An 18343-nucleotide genomic window follows, 5' to 3' on the forward strand; every position below is an offset into this window, starting at 1 on the left:
TTCAAATTTGGATGACTGCTGCACGGCACGCTAGCGGCTAATCCAAACTTGGACAACCATCTGCTCCAAATTTGGACGACAGGTAGACTCGACACCATGGCCGAGCCCGAGGAGCACCCCGCCGACCTGCCCGAATGCCCGTCCCTCGGCGGTGGCGGGCTGCTGCCCGCCGAACTGCGCGCCTGGATGCTGTTGCTGGCGGCGACCGGGGCGGTGGAGCAGCGGCTGCGCGCTGTCGTGAAGGAGAAGCTGGACGTCTCGCACGACGAGTTCCTGGTCCTGTGCCTGCTCGCGGAGCAGCCCGAGGGCGGTCTGCGCATGACGCGGGTCGCGGAACTCCTGGGCCGTCCGAAGACCCGCCTGACCTACCAGATCGCCTGCCTCCAGCACGCCGGCCTCGTCACCCGCAGATCGGTCTGCGGCGACAAGCGGGGCGTCGAGGTCGCCCTCACGGACAAGGCGCGCGACCTGCTGAAGAAGGCCTCCGCCCCGCTCGCCGAGACGGTCACCGAGTCCCTGGCCCGCTTCATGGGCCCGGACCAGTGCGCGGCGATGCGCGGGCTGGTTCCGGATCTCGCGGAGCAGTCCGGCCCGGAATGAGCCGGGCGGCCTGATCTACACGGTCGTAGAATCCGGGAACACCGGCGCGGTGACACGCGTTGTACCGGAGACACACGACAGCTGAAGGAGCACGTTCTTGTCCGCCAGACCGACGGACCCTCCGGGGCACAGTCCCCGACCATCCCGCCACGGCACCAGTGATCGCGGCACACGGCGGGGTGGTGTTCGGTGAATGCCGCAGAGGCCCTGACGGGCCTGCTCGCCGTGTTCCTGCTGACCGCCGGCACCGGCTACTTCGTCGCCCAGGAGTTCGCCTACGTCTCCGCCGACCGGCTCACCCTCGCGCGTGAGGCCGAGGCCGGGGACCGCAGGGCCGCCCGCGCCCTCACGGTGCTGGGGCGGCTGTCCTTCATGCTGTCCGGCGCACAGCTCGGCATCACCGTCACCGGGCTGGTGGTCGGCTTCATCGCCGAACCCTCCGTGTCCGCCCTGCTCAGGCCCGCCCTGTCAGGGCTCGGCCTGCCGGACGCGGCCGTCGGCGGCATCTCCGTCGTCCTCGCCTTCACGCTGGCCACGGTCGTGCAGATGGTGCTGGGCGAACTCGCCCCGAAGAACCTCGCGATCGCCGTGCCCGAGCGGCTGGCGAAGGCGCTGGCGCCCTCCACCCTGGCGTACCTGAAGGTCGTCGGACCCGTCGTGCGGGTCTTCGACGGCGCGGCCGACCGGCTGCTGCGCAAGGCCGGGATCGAGCCCGTCGAGGAACTGCACCACGGCGCCACGCTGGAGGAGCTGGGCCATCTGATCGGCGAGTCCCATGAGCAGGGCGAGCTGCCCGAGGACACGGCCGCGCTGCTGGACCACGCGCTGGAGTTCTCCGAGCGCACCCTCGACGAGGTGATGGTGCCGCGCGCGGACGCCGTGTTCGTGCGCAAGGACGCCGGCGCCGAGGAGGCGGTCGGCCTGATCGCCCGGCACGGCCACTCGAACTACCCGGTCCTCGGGGACCACCCGGACGACATCGTGGGCGTGCTGGGCGTGCGCGAGCTGATGGCGCTGCCCGCCGCCCGGATGGCCGGCGCGCGGGCCGGAGAGGTGGCCCGCCGGCCCCTGCTGCTGCCGGACACCCTCGCCCTGCCCGACGCGGTGGCGCGGATGCGGGAGCAGGACGACGAGTTCGCGGTCGTCCTCGACGAGCACGGCGGCGTGGCGGGCATCGTCACCTACGAGGACATCGCCGAGGAACTGGTCGGAGACATCGCCGACGAGTCCGACAAGGTCACCCTGCTCGCCGTCGCCGACGGCGACGGCTGGCTCGTGGACGCCGGCCGCCGGGTGGACGAGGTGGCCGAGGCGACCGGTGTCCGGCTGCCGGAGGACGACGACTACGACACCGTGGCCGGACTGGTCGTGGACCGGCTCGGCCGCTTCCCGACGGTCGGTGACCGCGTCACGGTCGGGCTGCCCGACGGCGGCCGGGCCGTGATCGACGTGCGCACGCTGGACCGGCACGTGGCGGACCGGGTCCGGATCGGCCCGCTGGTGGAGGCCGTGGAAGCCGAGGAGATGGCGTGAGTTTCCCGATGGCGGTCTTCGTGACCGTACTGCTGCTGATCGGCAGCGGCTTCTTCGTGGCGGCCGAGTTCGCCCTCGTCGCCGCCAAGCGCCACCGCATGGAGAAGGCGGCGGCCGACGGGCGGCGCGGCGCCGGCGCGGCCCTGGCCGGCATGCGCGAGCTGTCGCTGATGCTGGCCGGCGCCCAGCTGGGCATCACCGTGTGCACGCTGGGCCTGGGCTCGGTGTCCAAGCCGGCGATCTCGCACGAGCTCGACCCGCTGCTGCACGCGCTGGGCCTGCCCAGCGCCGTCAGTTACGGCGTGGCCTTCGCCGTGGCGATGGTCGTGGTGGTGTTCCTGCACATGGTGGTGGGCGAGATGGCGCCCAAGTCCTGGGCGATCGCCCACCCGGAGCGTTCGGCGATGCTGCTGTCGCCGCCCTTCCGGGCCGTGGTGCGGGCCGTGCGTCCACTGATCCGGCTGCTCAACGCGGTGAGCAACGCCCTGGTACGGCTGTGCCGGGTCGCCCCGCGCGACGAGCTGGCCTCCGTGCACAACCGGGAGCAGCTGACGCACCTGGTGGAGGAGTCGGAACGGCTGGGCCTGATCAGCGCGACCGACTCGGAGCTGCTGACCCGCTCGCTGACCGAGCCGGAGACACCGGTCGCGGCGCTGCGGATCCCGGCCGCCGAGATCACCTGGGCCGAGGGCGGCGCGGACGTCGAGGCGCTGCTGCGCTTCGCCGCCGAGCACGACCGCACCCGTCTGCTGGTCCGGGAGAACGGCGTCGTCCTCGGCTCGGTGCACGCCCGGGACGCCCTGGTGGCCCGGGCCCGGGGGCGGGCCACGACCGCGCGGGACCTCGCCCGGCCGGTGCCCGAGCTGGCGGAGACCACCACGGTCGCCGACGCGATCGAGGTGCTGCGCCGCCGCCGGGCCTCCCTGGCCGTGGTGCGCGACGGCTCCGGCCGGCTCACCGGCCTGGTCACCCTGGACGACCTGCTGGCCCGTCTGATGCAGCCGGCCACGGCGGCCTGACGGATACGGGGCCCGAACCTCCAGCACATCTGCACACCGCGGGCCGGGAGGCGGCGCGCCGCCCGGCCCGCCCGCGGGTGACGGCCCCGGCGGAGGAGCTTGGCGGCGAAGTGCCCGCTTCGGGATCCGGGGCGCAACACTCCCGCACCCGCCCGGGCGACGGGCTGTGTGAAGGAGTGGGCGCATCCGGTGACCCGGCGATCACAGGGGTGAAGACGGCGGGCGAGAGGAACCGCGCGTCGCCGGAAGGCGGTTGGCTCTGCTGTGCGGGGAGTGTTTTGATCCTGCGCACGGCGGGAGCAGCCGGGACGGGAGCTGGTCCCCGGATCCCGGCGTCACTCGCGCTCACCGCCATTGCGAGACATTCACGCGAAGGGAAACACCCCCATGAACCTCACCTCTCGGGTCGCCACCGCCGAGCTCTCCGACGCCGACCTGGACGCCGTCGCCGGCGGCAACGCGGGCGGCGTCGACGTCTCCGCGGGCCTCGTGGGCGGCCTCTCCGCCGGCCTGGTCGGCCCCCTGGCCGGCGAGGCCTGCGCCGCCCTCCAGGGGACCCTCTCGCCGGAGGGCGCGGCTGCGGGCGGGCACGCGGGCGTGCAGACGACGTCGCTCTGACGACCTCCGCACCACAGGGCCCCGGGAAGTGATTCCCGGGGCCCTTTCGGGTGTGTGCTGCGGTGCCCCGACACGGATCGCAAACGTGAGGAATTTGCGAAGCACGTGACGGAAATCTGAACACCACGGGGGTGGGTAACGCGGTGAGGGGCGGTGACGCAGACTTACTCGGACCCCCCGGATCCCGGCTGCAAATCGATTGGAACCCGTTGTGAAACCCGACTCGACCCGAACCGAAGAACTGCCGATCTACGCGAGCCTCATACGCGAGCGGGGTGACGTCGTCGAGGAGGCCCGTGTCGTGGCCGAAGAGACCCAGCACCAGATGACCCAGGCACTGAACGGTGTCGCCGCGGCCCCGCACGAGACCGGCGCGCCCTGATCACCCGGCGAGCGGGTCGTGACCCCAGTTCATCAGGGAGTACCGCCACCGCGTGTCCCGGACGTCCCCGGAGGGCCGCTGGGCCCGGTGGCGGCGTACGTAGCCGACGACCTTGCGCATGTGCCGGTAGTCGTCGTCGGTGAGGTCGCCCTTGGCGGCCCGCAGGATCGCCACGATCCGGCGGCCGGAGGCGTGCCCGGTGGACTCGCCGCCGTCCTGGTGCTGCCCGACGCCTTGTGAGGCGTCGGACTCCAGCCATTTCTCCAGGTCCGCCGGTGTCATGTTCACCAGCTCACGGAAGTCGTTCCAGGTCTCCTCGCGCTCCTGGCCGTCCACGCCGCCTCACTTCTTCTTCTTGAGCGCGGACGGCTTGTGCACCGCGGTCCTGCCGGACTTGTCGCTGCGCACCTCGTACTGCGGGTCGTCCGGTGAGGCGTCGACCGTGCGGCCCGACGCCTCGGTCCGTTCGGTGATCTCCTTCTCGACCTCGCCCTCGGTCCGGCTGCCGTGACTGCTCCAGGTGACCTTGTCACCCTTCTTCGGTTTCCCGCCCTCGCTGCGGCCCTTCGCCATGCCGGTGCTCCCTCGCGGAGAAGTGTGCTGTCTCTCCAGCGTGCGCGCCGCGCGGTCAGGGCGCAGCTCGACCGGCACCGGTCCGGGTGGCGGCCGTGTCACGGAAGGCCCACGTCATGGCGGGTTCCGTCACGGGGCGGAAGACCCGCCGCACGGACGGAGTGCACAGGGCGGTGACCACCACGCCCGCGACCAGGGTGGCGGCGACCACGCCGGCGGGCCCGCGCACCCAGGCCGGTTCGTACCAGCCCCAGTACTTCGCTGCCTGCGCGACGAAGCCGTGCAGCAGGTAGCCGCACAGGGTGCCGGCGCCCAGCACGGTGAACCAGGTCCGGCGTCCGGGCACCCAGGCCAGGAAGCAGCCGACCAGGACGAGCGAGCAGCCGAAGGCGGCCAGGGTCATCACGGGCCCGTACCAGAGGGGGACGCCCAGCTCGGGGGCGCTGTCCGCGTGGAAGAACCAGGCGTAGTCCATCCGCGGGACCGCCCAGTACGCCACGGCCAGGGCGCAGGCGGCCACCGGCACGGCGAGGATCCGCACCGCACGCCGTCGTACCAGCCGGAAGTGCTCCGGGCGCAGCAGCAGACCGAACACGAAGTACGGCAGGAACTGAAGGGTGCGCTGCAAGTCGAGGTCGTGGCCGATGGACGGTGCGGTCGTCGCCAGCATCGCGACGGCCAGGGCGAGCGGGAGCGGCCACCGCACCAGCCGCCACAGGGGCGTGGTCAGCCGCCAGACGAACAGCGCCGCGAGGAACCAGGTGAGGTACAGGGGGTCCAGCAGGCTGACCGGGCGGCCGGGGTCCTGGCTGGTCCAGCGCGTGAACAGGGTGTACGCCGTCTCGAACACCACGTACGGGACGACGACGCCGGTCAGCAGGCGCCCGAGCCGGGCGGGGATGCCGTCGAAGCCGCGCGAGAAGTAGCCGGAGACGATGATGAACGCCGGCATGTGGAAGGCGTAGACGAGCATGTAGAGGGCGGTGACGGTCCTGCTGCCCTGGCGCAGCGGCTCCCAGGCGTGCCCCACGGCCACCAGGACGATCGCCAGGTACTTGGCGTTGTCGAAGAACGCGTCCCGCTGCCGGACCGGGCGGGGCGCCGCTTCCTGCGCCGTCGTCCCCGTCGCCCGTGTCACCGCGGCCCCGGGACGGGCCGCGGTCACCGTGTCACTCACGGCACCTCCCGCAACGACGGAAGGCGTGGGTGCCTCTTGCGGCCGGGAGTAAAGGAGTGGGGTGCGCGCAGAACATCGCCCGCACCCTAATCACAGGGCCGTGTGTTCGTTCAACTCGTAACGGACGTGGCTCGCTTCGGTTCATGCCCCGGTATACGTGCGGATGCGGGCGATCGTCTCCCGGAGGGCGGTGTTCAGGTCTCCTTCCAGACCAGCGCGGTCAGTACGGCGCTCACGACGGTGACGGGTGCGGCTGCCTGGTTCAGCAGCCGCACCCGCATGCTGCGCCCCGGGGCGAGCCGCTTGGTCACCGGCACGACCACGAAGCTGCCGCCGCCGGTCCCGGCGATCTCGTGGATCGGGTGGTCCGCCCGGAGTTCGTCGCCCTCGTACTCCGACATGCGCGCCTGCACGACCGCACCCGCCGGCAGACCGTCGATGTGGAGGCTGACGGTGCCGCTGAAGCGGGCCGGGCCCCGGGCGAACACGCTGCCGCCGGTGGCGTGGTGGCCGGTCTCGTCGGTCCACTCCGCGGTGAACTCGACCGAGTCCCAGGCGCCGGGCGCGAGCTGGTAATCCCCGGCGACACCGAGGTTCACGTACTGGGGCATGGGGTCCTCTCCTTCCCACCGGCCGGCCGGCAGGGCCAGGGCGTCGGCGACGTCGCGGCGGAAGCCGGCCATGTCGAATCCGCGCGGGTCGACCTTCCAGTCGCTCCATTCCAGGTGGCCGATGGCACTCCTGTGGCCCCAGCCGTGCGCGCGGCAGATCGCGACGGTGGCCTTGACCATCGCGAGGTACTGGGCGGGCGGCCAGGGGTCCTTGCCGTCGCCCCTGTTCTCGCACTCCCAGCCGTAGAAGCGGGCGTTGCCGTCGACCGCGCCGGCCGAGCCGTCGTGCTCGTGCGTCGGGGGCGGATACGTGCCGTACGACTCGCCGATGACGGCGTCGAGCACGTCGCGGTCACCGCCCCCGGCATGGTTGGCCCGGCCGTTGCCGGTGAGGTGGACGACGCCGTCCTTGGTGATGCAGCCGGTGGCGAGCGGACCGGGCAGGGCACTGTGGCCGTGGAAGATCAGCCCGACGACGTCCGTACCGGAGCCGGTGACGGTGTGGTGGATCATCGCGCCGTGCACGGGGCCCCAAGGGCCCTTGTGATTACGGTTGTTGGTGCGCCAGCCGGCGACTTCGCGGACGGCGCAGCCCTCGGCCTTCAACGCGGCGACGAGCCGGGCGGCGGTGAGCGGGGTGGCCATGAGTCAGTCCTCCGTTCCGGCGCGTTCGTGCCGGTCTGAAGACGGTCCGATCACATCGGGGGAGCGTGCCTGATCTCGGAGCTCGCCCGGCGGCGGGGCGGGTTCGGCGGATCGTTTCGCCCGCGGGTTCCGGTGTGCCGCGCCAGGCCCTCACCATTCTCGCGCCGCTCGCCCCGTCGCTCACCTGGCCGTGGGCCACGTCCGCAAAATCGGCGCGATTACGACGCTGCCGCACCAGGGTGGTCCCGGAGCACGTCGTAGCCGCGAACTCCAACCTGCGCGGTCCGGGCGCGGTGGCCGGGGCGGGCCGGCGAACCGGTGCGCCCCGACTCCGTGGCCGGCGTCCGGTGCGGACAGCCACAGCAGTTCGGAGCCCTCCCTCTCGAACAGGCGGCAGGCCTGCGTCACCCGGCCGGGCTCGCCGCGGCGCCGGGTCCGGACGGCGGTGCCGCCGGCCCCGCGGAGCCGGGCGCAGGCGCCGAGGGTCCCGTGCCAGGCGCTCCGGTCCTCGGCCGCGCCTCAGGTCGGGCCGGTCGTCGCCGACGACCGGATTTGGACGGTCGTCCGCGGCGGGTGCGGGTCAGGCCGGCTCCGTGGTGGGTTCCGCGCGGTAGGGGTCCAGGGCGGCGGCGCGTTCGTGGTACGGGATGCGGGAGAGCCGGGACACCATCGTCCACATGGCGCGTTCCGCGGCGAGGGTCTGCGGGAGGGCGAGGCCGAGCGAGGCCGCGAGGGGTTTGCGGCCGGTGTTGACCAGGGCGCGGACGGCGGCCGCCCACTCGTCGGTCGCGGTGACGGCCGACCGGTACCAGACCGGCACGAGCGCGGCGAGTACGACGAGGGTGCTCAGCAGGGCGACGCGGTCCGGCTGGTCTCCGGCCGCCAGGGCGAGAACCGCCGCCAGTGCCACGACGACGTGGCCGGCCAGCAGGGCGACGAAGAAGTCGACGCTGGCGCGGGCGAGTTCGCTCTGGCGGCGGATCTGGTCCGGGACGCAGCCGGTGAGTTCGTTCCACAACAGCTGGGTGTCGAGGCGGTAGCGGTCCCAGCCGTACTCCTCGAAGCGGCGGATGGCGTTGCCGAGCCGGGTCGGGGCGATCTGGTCGTCGGCGATCGGGAACCGGGCGAACCGCTCCCGCAGCAGCCCGCGCTGGACGGCGGTACGACGCCGGTCCCGCCCGGCGGCGCGGGCGAGGCGCGGGTCGGCGAGCAGCCGGGCGAGCTCCTGAGTGTCCTCGGTCCGCAGCGGCCCCTGCTCGGCCTCGCGGCGCTCCAGGCGGAGCACGGTCAGCCGGTCCGCGAGGAACGCCCGGCTGCGGCGGCAGCGGCGGCAGCCCGCCTCGAAGGCCCGGGCCGGCCACAGCAGGTACCCCTCCAGGAGCCGGTAGAGCGCGTTCTGGCAGGCGTTGGCGACCAGGCCCAGCAGCAGCGCGCCGGTCAGCAGGGTGAGGCCGGTACCGGGTCCGCCCGCGCCGCGCAGCCGTTCGAGCGGGCCGAGGTCACGAAGGCTGGGGGCGACGGCGAGCAGGAAGACGGCCAGGTTCAGCGCGGTGGGCAGGATCCAGCCCACCAGCAGCGTCCAGGCCCCGCCCAGCACGCCCTTGGCGATGTCACCCATCGGCCGGGTCGGGCCATTCGTCGTCGTCGGAGCCGGTGCTGGGGCCGGGCGGGGTGTGGCCCGCCGGAGCCCCGTACCCGCCGGGACGCGCACGGCCGACGGGCCAGGGGCGCATCGGATGCTGCCCGCCGGCTTCCGGAGGGCCCAGGGTCGGCCCCTCCACCAGGGCGAGCGACTGGACGAGACCGACGACGGAGGCCAGGGGCGACACGGCCGTTTGCGCTGCCTCCAGGCGGGCGCGGAGCCGGGCGACGAGGCCCGGTGTGACGCGGCCCGTCCGGGAGATCTCCTGCTCGGCCTCCTCGCACTCGTCCCGCAGCGCGCGGATCTCGTCCGTGCTCCGCAGACGGTCGAGGTCGGACCGCACTTCCCGGAGAAGGACGAGGAGTTCGGCGACGTGCCGGTCGGCGGGCGGAGGGGGCACGGCGCCCCATCCGGCGTCGCCGCCGGTCGTGATGTGGGCCTGCCCGCTCACACGGCCCTCGGACGTACTCTCCGTCCGGTCCCCCTCTGCCGCCATCAACTCTCCTCGGTCGCCGCTTCGTTCAGCCGGTCCGCTGATCCAACCGCACGGGGATCGTGCCGGGCAATCCGGCCGGCGGGGCGCCCGGGCCTCCGGGGGTCCGGGACGCCGGCCGGGACAGCCGGGCTCAGGGCCGCGGCGGCGGGTCGGCGGCCCGGACGGCCGGTTGCGCAGGGGGATTCGGATTCGGAACGGGCCCCTTCGTCAAGGGGCGAAGCGACTACCGGGCCCGGTGCTCACCGGTTCGGGCGCCGGTAGGCCTTCACCACGCTGGCGTAGCTGTTCTTGGCGTGGCCCTGGGCGATGACGCCCTCCATCAGCGCCTCCGAGTACTTGGGCAGTTCGGTGTCGACGCCGAGCGCCTCGGACTCCTCGATCAGGTGCTTGAGCGCGCCCAGGTGGGTCTCCAGGGTGGCGTCGTCGGCCGGGAACTTCTCGTCGCCGGCGTCGATCTGCGCGGCGTAGTCGGCCGTGAACATCTTGATGGCGTCCAGCCACATGTGCGCCCACGGCAGGAACTCCCGCGCCTTGACGCCGCCGGTCTCCACGATGGCCACACCGTGCAGGAAGCTGTTGAGGGCGCCCCACATCAGGCCGAGCAGCGACACGTCGAACAGGGCGGGCTTGCCGTGGTCGGCACCGAGGTAGGTGGTGCCGCCGCCGAGGAGCTTCAGCACGGGTTCGTGGGCGTCGAAGACGGCCCGGTCGCCCGCGTAGAAGAGGACGGAGGTCTCGGCGCCAATGCCGGGCGGAGTGATCATGATGGCGCCGTCGAGGTACTGCGCGCCGTTCTTCTCCGCCCACTCGGCGGTCTGCCGGGCCTGCTCGGAGGAGCCGGTGGTCAGGTTGACGACGGTCTTGCCGCGCAGCGCGTCGCCGAGCGGGCCGATGACGTCGTGCACCACGTCGTACGTCGACACGCACACGACCACCAGGTCGCTCGCGGCGACGGCGCCGGCGGGCTTCGCGGCGAGGACCGCGCCGTCCTTGACGAGACCCTCGGCCTTGTCCGCCGAACGGTTCCACACGGTGGTGGCGTGGCCGGCCTTCAGGAAGGCGGTGGCCAGGGCCTGCCCCATCAGGCCGAGGCCGAGCACCGACACCGAGGTGTGGTTGTCACCCATGAATGTGTTCCTCCAGTACGAAGTGGTGTGTTGTACGTACGAACCGGCACGCGGGGCGCACCGATGAACCTTCGAGGTTGATTTCCCGCTGCCGGTCGAGAGGCGCGAGCTCCCCCGTACGTCGGAGTGGTGATCGCCGGCCGCAGTCGCTCCTTCCCGGTCACCTGCCCCCGCCCTCCGCTCCCCGCGGCAACCGCATTCCTCGGGGAACCCTGGTACACGCCCCTTCGGATTCGCTTCGGACGGCTTCGGGAACGCTGCGGGAACGCCCTGCGCAGCGGGGGCCGGGCCCTTGTCGTCGCCGGTCACGCCGGTCGCCGGGCGGTTACGCTGAGATCATGGAGTTCGGGGTGCTGGGGCCGCTGGAGGTGCGCACGGACGAGCACCGGGTGGTGCGGGTACCTGAAGTCAAGGTGCGCATGCTCCTCGCCGATCTGCTCGCCCACCACGGGCAGGTCGTGCCGGCGGCCCGGCTCATCGAGGACCTGTGGGGCGGTTCGACGTTCACGGCCCGGCCGACGGCGTCGCTCCAGGCCAAAGTCTCCCAGCTGCGGCGCGCGTTGGAGGACGCGGAGACGGGCGGCCGCGAACTGATCGCGCACCGGCCGCCCGGGTACGTCCTGGACGTCCCGGCCGGAGCGCTCGACACCGGGCGGTTCCGTGCGCTGCTCGCCCGGGCCCGGTCCGGTGAGGACCCGGCGACACGGGCTGCGCTCTACACCGAGGCGCTGGCGCTGTGGCGCGGCCCCGCCTTCGCCGAGTTCGCGGACCAGCCGTCCGTGCGGCCGACGGCGGCGAGCCTGGAGGAGGAGCGGCTGACGGCGGTGGAGGAACACGCCGCCGTACGGCTGGAGTTGGGCGAGCACGCCCTGCTGGTGGGCGAGCTGACGGAGCTGGTGGCGCAGCATCCGCTGCGCGAGGGGCTGCGCGGCGCCCTGATGCGGGCGCTGTACCGGGCGGGGCGCTCCTCCGACGCGCTCGACTGCTTCAACGATCTGCGGCGAAGGCTGGACGAGGAGTTGGGGCTGATTCCTGGACCGTCCCTGGAGGCGTTACAGCAGGCCATCCTGCGTCACGATCCGGTTCTGGCCCGGCCGGAGCCGCCCGCGCCGTCCGCCGCCGGGGTGGCGGCGGGGCCGACCGGTTCGGCCTCGCCCCTGGTGGGCCGCGAACAGGACCTCCGGGCGATCCGGACCCTGCTGTCACAGCGCCGCTTGGTGACGCTCACCGGGCCGGGCGGGGTCGGCAAGACCCGCCTCGCCCAGGCCACGGCGGAGAGCCTGTCGGGCGCGTTCGGGGACGGCACCCGGCTGGTGGAACTCGCGGACGCCGGGGGTCTGGAGCGGTTCGCCGGCGCGGAGGCACTGGCCGAGCAGGTCATGGCGACGCTGGGGATCCGGGAGAACGCCTCCGACGACGACGCCAGGAGCCCCACCGACCGGCTGGCGAACGCGCTGGCGGGCCGGCGGCTGCTCCTCGTGCTGGACAACTGCGAGCACGTCGTGGAGGCGGCCGCCCGGCTGACCGGCCCGCTGCTGCACCGGGCCCCGCAGCTGCGCATCCTGACGACCAGCCAGGAGCCGCTGCGCACCCGCGACGAGACGGTGTATCCGGTTGCGCCCCTCTCGCTGCCGCCGGAGGACGGTCCGGACCTCGACGCGCTGACGGACGCGGGCGCCGTACGCCTCTTCGTCGACCGGACCAGGGCGACGGACCCGGGGTTCGTGCTCGACGCCACCACCGCCCCGCTGGTCGCCGCTGTGTGCCGGCGCCTCGACGGCATCCCGCTCGCCCTGGAACTGGCGGCCACGCGTGTGCGATCGCTGGGCGTCAGGGAACTGCACGACCGGCTCGACGACCGCTTCACGGTGCTCAACAGCGGCTACCGGGACGCCCCTTCACGCCACCGGACGCTCCAGGCCACGCTCGACTGGAGCTGGGGCCTGCTCGACGACCGTGAACGGACCGTCCTGCGCCGGCTGTCGGTGTTCGGCGAGGGCTGCGGACTGCGGGCCGCCGAGGACGTGTGCTCCGGCGGCGGGGTGTCCCCCGCCGACGTCCTCGACGCGCTGAGCCTGCTCGTGGAACGCTCGCTGGCCGTCCGCACCGAAGGGCCGCAGGGTCCCCGCTACCGGCTGCTGGAGTCGGTGGCGGTCTACGCGCGTGCCAGGCTCGCCGAGTCCGGTGAGCACGCCGGGACCGCCGCCCGGCACCTGCGCCACTGCGTCCGCCTCGCCGAGCGGGCCCGGCCGCACCTGCACGAGCGGGAGCAGTCCCGCTGGTTCCAGTACCTGGACCTGGAGGCGGCCGACGTGCAGCGCGCGCTGGCCGAGGCCGACCGGTCCGGGGCCGCCCAGGAGGCACTGCGCCTGGTCAACTCGCTGACCTGGTACTGGTACGTGCGGGGCCGGCTGGGCGAGGCCCGCAGGGCGCTGGCGACGGCCCTGGGCACACCGGGCGAGGCCGCGCCCGAGGAGCGCGCGGAGGCGGAGTTCTGGTACACGGGCATCCGGCTGCTGCTCGGCGAGCACGACCGGGAGTGCGACGCCCCGCAGGAGTACCCACCGGAGTCGACCGTGGAGTCGACCAGGGCCCAGTGGTTCCTGGCGCACGCGCAGTGGACGGTGGGGGCGCTGGCCGAAGGCGAACAGCGGGTCGAGCGGGTCCTGGTGCGCTGCCGCACCCTGCGCGACGCGTGGGGCACCGCCGCCGCGCTGACCACGCGCGCGTGCTTCGCCCTGGCCCGCGGCGACCTGGAGGCGCTGCGCGGCAACGCCGAGGAAGCCCGCGCCCACTTCGCGGAACTGGGTGACCTGTGGGGCCGGCTGAAGACGACGGACGTGCTGGGCAGACTGGCCGAGATCAACGGCGACTACGACCTCGCCGCCCGGCTGCACCGGGAGAGCCTGCGCATCGCCCAGGCCCTGGAGACCTGGCCCGAGACGTCCACGAAGCTGTCGGGCCTCGGCAGGATCGCCCTGCTCACCCAGCGCTACGACGAGGCCGACGACCTGCACACACGTGCCCTGCGGATCGCGGAGGGGCAGGGAAACCAGCCGGCCGAGCAGTTCGCCGCGCTGGGGCTCGCCCTGAGCGCCCGCCGCCAGGGCCGTCTCGACGCCGCCGAGGAGTGGCTGCGGCCCTGGCTCGCCTGGAACCGCCGCCGCGGCGACGGCCCGGGACTGGCGCTGGTGCTGGCCGAGTTGGGGTTCATCGCCGAGCAGCGCGGCGACGCCGGGCGGGCGCTGGAGTACCACCGCGACGGCCTCGCGGCCGCCGCCGCGACCACGGACCCCCGCTCGGTCGCCCTGGCCCTGGAAGGCCTGGCCGGCGCCTACTCCCTGGCAGACGCCCCGCACCGCGCGACCCGCCTCCTCGGCACGGCGGCGGCGACCCGCGAACGGGCCGGCGCCCCGCAGCCCCCGGCGGAACGGGGGGACGTGGAACGCATCGCGGCCCGTCTGCGCGCCGCGCTGGACGAGGAGACGTACACCCGCGAGTTCTCGGCCGGCACTCGGCGCACCCATGAGGCGGAGGCCCTCGCGGAGGCCCGCCCGCGGACAACGTGAGCCGGTCGGAGACCGCCCTGTGTGTGCCCCCTGCGGCTCTCCCTTTCATGGTCGACTCCTCGAAACGCGCATCCGAAGGTGTGCGTCGAAGCGCTCACAGGCAACGGCTGCCCGGTGGAATCGTCCGCCTCGGCGAACGGTGCCACACTGGATGGCGTGGCGGAGACGGACCGGCAGCTCACTCAGCGGCTGGAGCAGGTCATCCTGGACCTGCTGGAGCGACGTGCAGCCACCTCTTCGATCTGTCCGTCCGACGCCGCGCGTGAGCTCTACGAGGGCGACGACGGAGGCTGGCGGGCTTTGCTGGAACCGGCCCGCCGGGCGGCCTGGCGGCTGGTGGCGGCCGGCGAGGTCGAGGTGACCCAGGCCGGCCGGCCCGTCACGGAGACCGAGGCCCGCGGACCCATCCGCATCCGTCGCGCGAGCCGGTGACGGCCCGGCCGCGGACGTCCCAGGCCACCTGTGGAACGTGACGGTCACCCGGCCGGCTCGCGGCCGGCCACCGTGGGTGCCCGTGCCTTCGGCAGGAGCAGGCGTGTTGCCTGCCCTCCTCGCCGTGCTCTCGGCAGCCCCGTCGGCCTGGTCGAGACGGTGTCGAGGAGGGTTCCGCCACCCGCGACCGTCGTGGTCGGCATCGGCATCGGTGTCGCTCGCCGCCGGATCCGCGACCGACGGCGTCGTCGGGTGTCGTCGCGCAGGCGAGCGCTCTGCCCCGGCGGCTGCTCTCACCTGCCAGACGGCGCAGAGGAGTTCCTTGATGAAGGAGACGCCGAAGCCGTCGGGCTGCGAGGGCCCGGCAGCGTGATGAACCGCGCTCGAAGCGCACCGACGTACGCCCACGCCACCCGCCTGATCTGCACGTTCACCGAACCCGAGCCCGCCACGGCAGGCCCGTGCCGGCCGCCCGCGTCGACCGGCGACGCCCGGCGAACTGCCGGTCGTATCCGAGCAATCGCGCCCGGACCGTTGACGCGGCGACCGGATGGGGCTTCATAATCGGGCACTCGCTGTCATCGATGACACAAGTCAACGATGACACCCCGGGTCGAGGGCACGGATGGCCAACACCGGCCCGGGGTGCACTTTTTCGGTCCGTCGCGCAGAAGCCGCAGTCACCGCTGCGCCGACGGCCGCGGGACAAGGAGACACCATGAGCTCTGTACGCGTATCCCGGCATGCCCGCACACGGATGATGGCGGCGGTGGCGACCGTCTGTGCCCTGTCGGCAGCCCCGCTCGCTCCCCATGCCGTCGCAGCCGACACCCCGGCGTACACCGAGACCCACCGGCCCCAGTTCCACTTCACCCCGCAGAAGAACTGGATGAACGACCCCAACGGCCTCGTGTACTACCAGGGCGAATACCACCTCTTCTACCAGTACAACCCGAACGGCAACTCCTGGGGCGACATGTCCTGGGGCCACGCGGTGAGCAAGGACCTCGTGCACTGGGAGGAGCTGCCGCTCGCCCTGTCGCACGACGACGAGGAGATGGTCTTCTCCGGCGGCGCGGTCGTCGACTGGAACAACACCACCGGGTTCGGCACGACGAAGAACCCGCCCATGGTGGCGATCTACACCAGCGCCTACAAGAACGGCGGCAAGCAGGCCCAGTCGCTCGCCTACAGCACCGACCGGGGCCGCACCTGGACCAAGTACCAGGGCAATCCCGTGATCGACATCGGCTCCAAGGACTTCCGCGACCCGAAGGTCCAGTGGTACGCACCCACCAAGACATGGCTGATGACGGTGTCGCTGTCCGCCGAGCACAAGGTGCGCTTCTACTCGTCCAAGAACCTCAAGGACTGGGAGTTGCAGAGCGAGTTCGGGCCGGCCGGCGCGACGGGCGGCGTGTGGGAGTGCCCCGACCTGTTCCCCCTCGCGGTCGACGGCAACAAGAAGAAGATCAAGTGGGTCCTGGTCGTCAACCTCAACCCCGGGGGCATCGCGGGCGGTTCGGCCGCCCAGTACTTCGTCGGAGACTTCGACGGCAAGAAGTTCACGCCCGACGACAAGGGCACCTACACCCCGCCCACGGGCATGGTCGTGCAGGACTTCGAAGGCGCCGGCTTCGGCGACTGGACGGCGACCGGGACCGCCTTCGGCCCGGGGCCGGCAGCCGGGGCGGTGGACGGTCAGGGGGCCGTCTCGGGCTTCGACGGCAAGGGTCTCGCCAACAGCTTCCACGGCGGTGACGGCGCCACCGGCCTCCTCACCTCGCCCGAGTTCACCGTCGACAGCCCCTACCTGAACTTCAGGATCGGCGGCGGGCGGCATCCGCACGAAGCGGGAACCGTACTGGACAGCACTCCGCCCGAGGGCACGGTCCTCGCCGACTTCGAGGGCGGAACCTACGGCGGCTGGACGGCGACCGGGGACGCCTTCGGCACCGCACCGGCGGGCGGCACCCTCCCCGGCCAGCAACAGGTCTCCGGCTTCCTGGGACAGGGACTGGTCAACACCTTCCGGAACGGCGATTCCACCACCGGCACCCTCACCTCGCCCGAGTTCACCGTCGACAGGAAGCACGTCAACTTCCTCATCGGCGGCGGCAACCACCCCGCCGGCTCCGCCGACCCCACCGCCGTCGAACTCCTCGTGGACGGCCAGGTCGTCCGCAGCGCCACCGGCAAGGACGCCGAGGCGCTCAACTGGGCCTCCTGGGACGTCGGCGACCTCGCCGGCAAGAAGGCGCGGATCAGGATCGTCGACGACAACACGGGCGGCTGGGGCCACTTGAACGTCGACCACATCGTGCTGTCCGACACCCGGGCCGCGCGCGTCTCCCAGGAGACGGCCGTCAACCTGATCGTCGACGGCAAGGTCGTCCGCAGCGCCACCGGCGCCGACAGCGAGATACTGGACTGGGCGTCCTTCGACCTGCGCCCCTACGCGGGCAAGAAGGCGCGGATCCAGGTCGTGGACAAGAACACCGCCGGCTGGGGCCACGTCCTGGCCGACCGGTTCACCGCCGCGGACGAGCCCGCCAAGTCCGTCGTACAGCGCGCCGACTGGGCCGACTACGGCAAGGACTACTACGCGGCGGTGTCCTGGGAGGGCGCGCCGGGCGGCAAGCGCTACATGATCGGCTGGATGAACAACTGGGACTACGGCCAGTCCGTCCCCACCTCCCCCTGGCGCGGCGCGCAGAGCATCCCGAGGGAGATGGCCCTGCGCACCGTCGACGGCCGGATCCGGCTGACCAGCAAGCCGGTGGGCAGCCTGGAGTCCCTCCGCCAGAAGCGCCCGGCGACAGCGTCCGGCCTCACCCTCACGAGCACGTCCAAGCCCCTGACCGGACCCGGGGCCAAGGGCAGGGCGCTGGACATCGAGGCCACCTTCTCCCTCAAGGACGCGGACCGCTTCGGCCTGAAGGTGCGTACCGGAGCGGGCGGCGAGCAGACCGTCATCGGCTACGACACCACCACCCAGGAGCTGTACGTCGACCGCACCCGCTCGGGCGCCGGGGACTTCAACAGCACCTTCCCCGGCGTGCAGACCGCGCCCCTGAAGGCCGAGAACGGCAAGGTCAAGCTGCGGATCCTGGTCGACTGGTCGTCCGTCGAGGTCTTCGGCGGCGACGGCGAGGCCGTGATCACCGACCAGGTCTTCCCCGACCCCTCCAGCACCGGCGTCGAGGTGTTCGCCGAGGGAGGCACCGCCACGCTCGACGTCCTGCGCGCGTGGCAGCTCGGGTCCGTCTGGCGGTGACGAGGCGGGGGCCGTGCGCCGGTCGGCCGGGAAGCGGCTGCCGGCGCGCGGCACCCGGCGGAGCGGGCGTTCAAGGAAGCGGCGCGGCGTCCGCGAGAGCCGCCGCGCCGGCCGGTTCCCGGTCCTCGCGGTGCATCAGGCCCAGGTCGCGGTGGAGCCGGGTCCGCTCGCCGGTCAGGGCGTCGATGCCCCGGCCACCGCCGGTCCGGACGTCGGCGTCCGTATCCCGCAGCACGCCAGAACGGACACCACCTCGTCGGCCGGCATCACCGCGCGCACGTCAGCGGTGATCACGTGGACGGTCGGGTGCCTTCACGCACGGTCGATCTCATCGAGGAACGTGAGCACGGAGGCGTCCTCCTCGATCAGCGGGACGAGGGCGGCGTTGAACGGGGCGCCGTACGGGGCCTTCAGGTGTGCCTGGAAGGCGTCCTCGTCCCGGTAGACCTCGAAGATCCAGTAGGCGCGGGGGGCGGCCGTCTTGGTGTAGACGTCGAAGGCCACGTTGCCTTCCTCTTCGCGCACCTTCAGGGCGTACTCCCGGATCAGGCGGGTGACCTCGTCCTCCGCTCCCTCTCGGGCGGTGAACTCGGCGAGCAGGGTTTTCGTCATGGTTTCGTCCTTGTCCTTGTCTGTCTGTGT

17 protein-coding genes are annotated in these 18343 nt (G+C 72.7%); 8 read left to right on the top strand and 9 right to left on the bottom strand.

What is annotated here, in order from left to right:
- Positions 1 to 96: 96 nt before the first annotated feature.
- The 5 genes from AB0E85_RS27985 (at position 97) to AB0E85_RS28005 (ending at position 4152) form a co-directional block, all read left to right on the top strand.
- Positions 97 to 600, top strand: coding sequence for a MarR family transcriptional regulator (locus AB0E85_RS27985; protein WP_361932586.1), 504 nt, complete (start codon positions 97 to 99; stop codon positions 598 to 600).
- A gap of 189 nt (positions 601 to 789) precedes the next feature.
- Entirely contained in the window at positions 790 to 2133 is a 1344-nt protein-coding gene (locus tag AB0E85_RS27990) for a hemolysin family protein (protein WP_361932589.1), read from the top strand.
- Positions 2130 to 3152 (top strand): hemolysin family protein, encoded by a 1023-nt coding sequence (locus AB0E85_RS27995; RefSeq protein ID WP_361932592.1) that lies wholly within the window; start codon positions 2130 to 2132, stop codon positions 3150 to 3152. The genes AB0E85_RS27990 and AB0E85_RS27995 overlap by 4 nt, the downstream gene beginning before the upstream one ends.
- Before the next feature lie 387 nt (positions 3153 to 3539).
- Positions 3540 to 3770, top strand: coding sequence for a hypothetical protein (locus AB0E85_RS28000; RefSeq protein WP_361932595.1), 231 nt, complete (start codon positions 3540 to 3542; stop codon positions 3768 to 3770).
- Between the two features lie 211 nt (positions 3771 to 3981).
- Positions 3982 to 4152, top strand: a complete 171-nt coding sequence (locus tag AB0E85_RS28005; protein WP_361932598.1) for a hypothetical protein — start codon at positions 3982 to 3984, stop codon at positions 4150 to 4152.
- Here the strand turns inward: AB0E85_RS28005 and AB0E85_RS28010 are convergent, their stop codons facing one another.
- The 7 genes from AB0E85_RS28010 to AB0E85_RS28040 form a co-directional block, all read right to left on the bottom strand.
- Positions 4153 to 4488, bottom strand: a complete 336-nt coding sequence (locus AB0E85_RS28010; protein ID WP_361932601.1) for a DUF3140 domain-containing protein — start codon at positions 4486 to 4488, stop codon at positions 4153 to 4155.
- Positions 4489 to 4494: 6 nt separating this feature from the next.
- Positions 4495 to 4725, bottom strand: coding sequence for a DUF2945 domain-containing protein (locus AB0E85_RS28015; protein ID WP_184850918.1), 231 nt, complete (start codon positions 4723 to 4725; stop codon positions 4495 to 4497).
- A 55-nt stretch (positions 4726 to 4780) separates the two neighbouring features.
- On the bottom strand, positions 4781 to 5863 hold the full coding sequence (locus AB0E85_RS28020) for an acyltransferase family protein (RefSeq protein ID WP_361932655.1): 1083 nt from the start codon (positions 5861 to 5863) through the stop codon (positions 4781 to 4783).
- Positions 5864 to 6096: 233 nt separating this feature from the next.
- A complete protein-coding gene (locus AB0E85_RS28025) occupies positions 6097 to 7158 on the bottom strand; it encodes an N-acetylmuramoyl-L-alanine amidase (RefSeq protein ID WP_361932604.1) in 1062 nt (353 codons plus the stop codon).
- 580 nt (positions 7159 to 7738) lie between these two features.
- Entirely contained in the window at positions 7739 to 8776 is a 1038-nt protein-coding gene (locus AB0E85_RS28030; RefSeq protein ID WP_361932607.1) for a hypothetical protein, read from the bottom strand.
- Positions 8769 to 9296 (bottom strand): hypothetical protein, encoded by a 528-nt coding sequence (locus AB0E85_RS28035; RefSeq protein WP_361932610.1) that lies wholly within the window; start codon positions 9294 to 9296, stop codon positions 8769 to 8771. Before AB0E85_RS28035 ends, AB0E85_RS28030 begins: the two co-directional genes overlap by 8 nt.
- Positions 9297 to 9535: 239 nt before the next feature.
- A complete protein-coding gene (locus tag AB0E85_RS28040) occupies positions 9536 to 10423 on the bottom strand; it encodes an NAD(P)-binding domain-containing protein (protein WP_361932613.1) in 888 nt (295 codons plus the stop codon).
- 338 nt (positions 10424 to 10761) lie between these two features.
- Between AB0E85_RS28040 and AB0E85_RS28045 the strand changes: the two genes are divergently transcribed.
- From AB0E85_RS28045 to AB0E85_RS28055, 3 genes are all read left to right on the top strand, one after another.
- Positions 10762 to 13992, top strand: a complete 3231-nt coding sequence (locus AB0E85_RS28045; protein WP_361932616.1) for a BTAD domain-containing putative transcriptional regulator — start codon at positions 10762 to 10764, stop codon at positions 13990 to 13992.
- A gap of 156 nt (positions 13993 to 14148) precedes the next feature.
- Positions 14149 to 14424 (top strand): DUF3253 domain-containing protein, encoded by a 276-nt coding sequence (locus AB0E85_RS28050; RefSeq protein WP_361932619.1) that lies wholly within the window; start codon positions 14149 to 14151, stop codon positions 14422 to 14424.
- A 718-nt stretch (positions 14425 to 15142) separates the two neighbouring features.
- On the top strand, positions 15143 to 17701 hold the full coding sequence (locus AB0E85_RS28055) for a GH32 C-terminal domain-containing protein (RefSeq protein WP_361932622.1): 2559 nt from the start codon (positions 15143 to 15145) through the stop codon (positions 17699 to 17701).
- 70 nt (positions 17702 to 17771) lie between these two features.
- Here AB0E85_RS28055 and AB0E85_RS28060 read toward each other — a convergent pair whose 3' ends face one another.
- Together AB0E85_RS28060 and AB0E85_RS28065 are read right to left on the bottom strand one after the other, a co-directional pair.
- Positions 17772 to 17936 carry a hypothetical protein gene (locus tag AB0E85_RS28060; protein WP_361932625.1) on the bottom strand — a complete coding sequence of 55 codons (165 nt, stop codon included), beginning with the start codon at positions 17934 to 17936 and terminating at the stop codon, positions 17772 to 17774.
- A 77-nt stretch (positions 17937 to 18013) separates the two neighbouring features.
- Complete coding sequence (locus AB0E85_RS28065; RefSeq protein WP_361932628.1) at positions 18014 to 18313, bottom strand: putative quinol monooxygenase; 300 nt, start codon at positions 18311 to 18313, stop codon at positions 18014 to 18016.
- Between the last annotated feature and the right edge of the window lie 30 nt (positions 18314 to 18343).

Source organism: Streptomyces sp. NPDC029044, from assembly GCF_040637495.1.
Classification (GTDB): Bacteria; Actinomycetota; Actinomycetes; order Streptomycetales; family Streptomycetaceae; genus Streptomyces.

Excerpts from the sequence above, each read along its gene's own strand:
- AB0E85_RS27985 (WP_361932586.1), top strand. The coding sequence starts at position 97 with ATGGCCGAGCCCGAGGAGCACCCCGCCGACCTGCCCGAATGCCCGTCC.
- AB0E85_RS28000 (WP_361932595.1), top strand. The coding sequence starts at position 3,540 with ATGAACCTCACCTCTCGGGTCGCCACCGCCGAGCTCTCCGACGCCGAC.
- AB0E85_RS28015 (WP_184850918.1), bottom strand. The coding sequence starts at position 4,725 with ATGGCGAAGGGCCGCAGCGAGGGCGGGAAACCGAAGAAGGGTGACAAG.
- AB0E85_RS28025 (WP_361932604.1), bottom strand. The coding sequence starts at position 7,158 with ATGGCCACCCCGCTCACCGCCGCCCGGCTCGTCGCCGCGTTGAAGGCC.
- AB0E85_RS28030 (WP_361932607.1), bottom strand. The coding sequence starts at position 8,776 with ATGGGTGACATCGCCAAGGGCGTGCTGGGCGGGGCCTGGACGCTGCTG.
- AB0E85_RS28035 (WP_361932610.1), bottom strand. The coding sequence starts at position 9,296 with ATGGCGGCAGAGGGGGACCGGACGGAGAGTACGTCCGAGGGCCGTGTG.
- AB0E85_RS28040 (WP_361932613.1), bottom strand. The coding sequence starts at position 10,423 with ATGGGTGACAACCACACCTCGGTGTCGGTGCTCGGCCTCGGCCTGATG.
- AB0E85_RS28045 (WP_361932616.1), top strand. The coding sequence starts at position 10,762 with ATGGAGTTCGGGGTGCTGGGGCCGCTGGAGGTGCGCACGGACGAGCAC.
- AB0E85_RS28055 (WP_361932622.1), top strand. The coding sequence starts at position 15,143 with ATGAGCTCTGTACGCGTATCCCGGCATGCCCGCACACGGATGATGGCG.
- AB0E85_RS28065 (WP_361932628.1), bottom strand. The coding sequence starts at position 18,313 with ATGACGAAAACCCTGCTCGCCGAGTTCACCGCCCGAGAGGGAGCGGAG.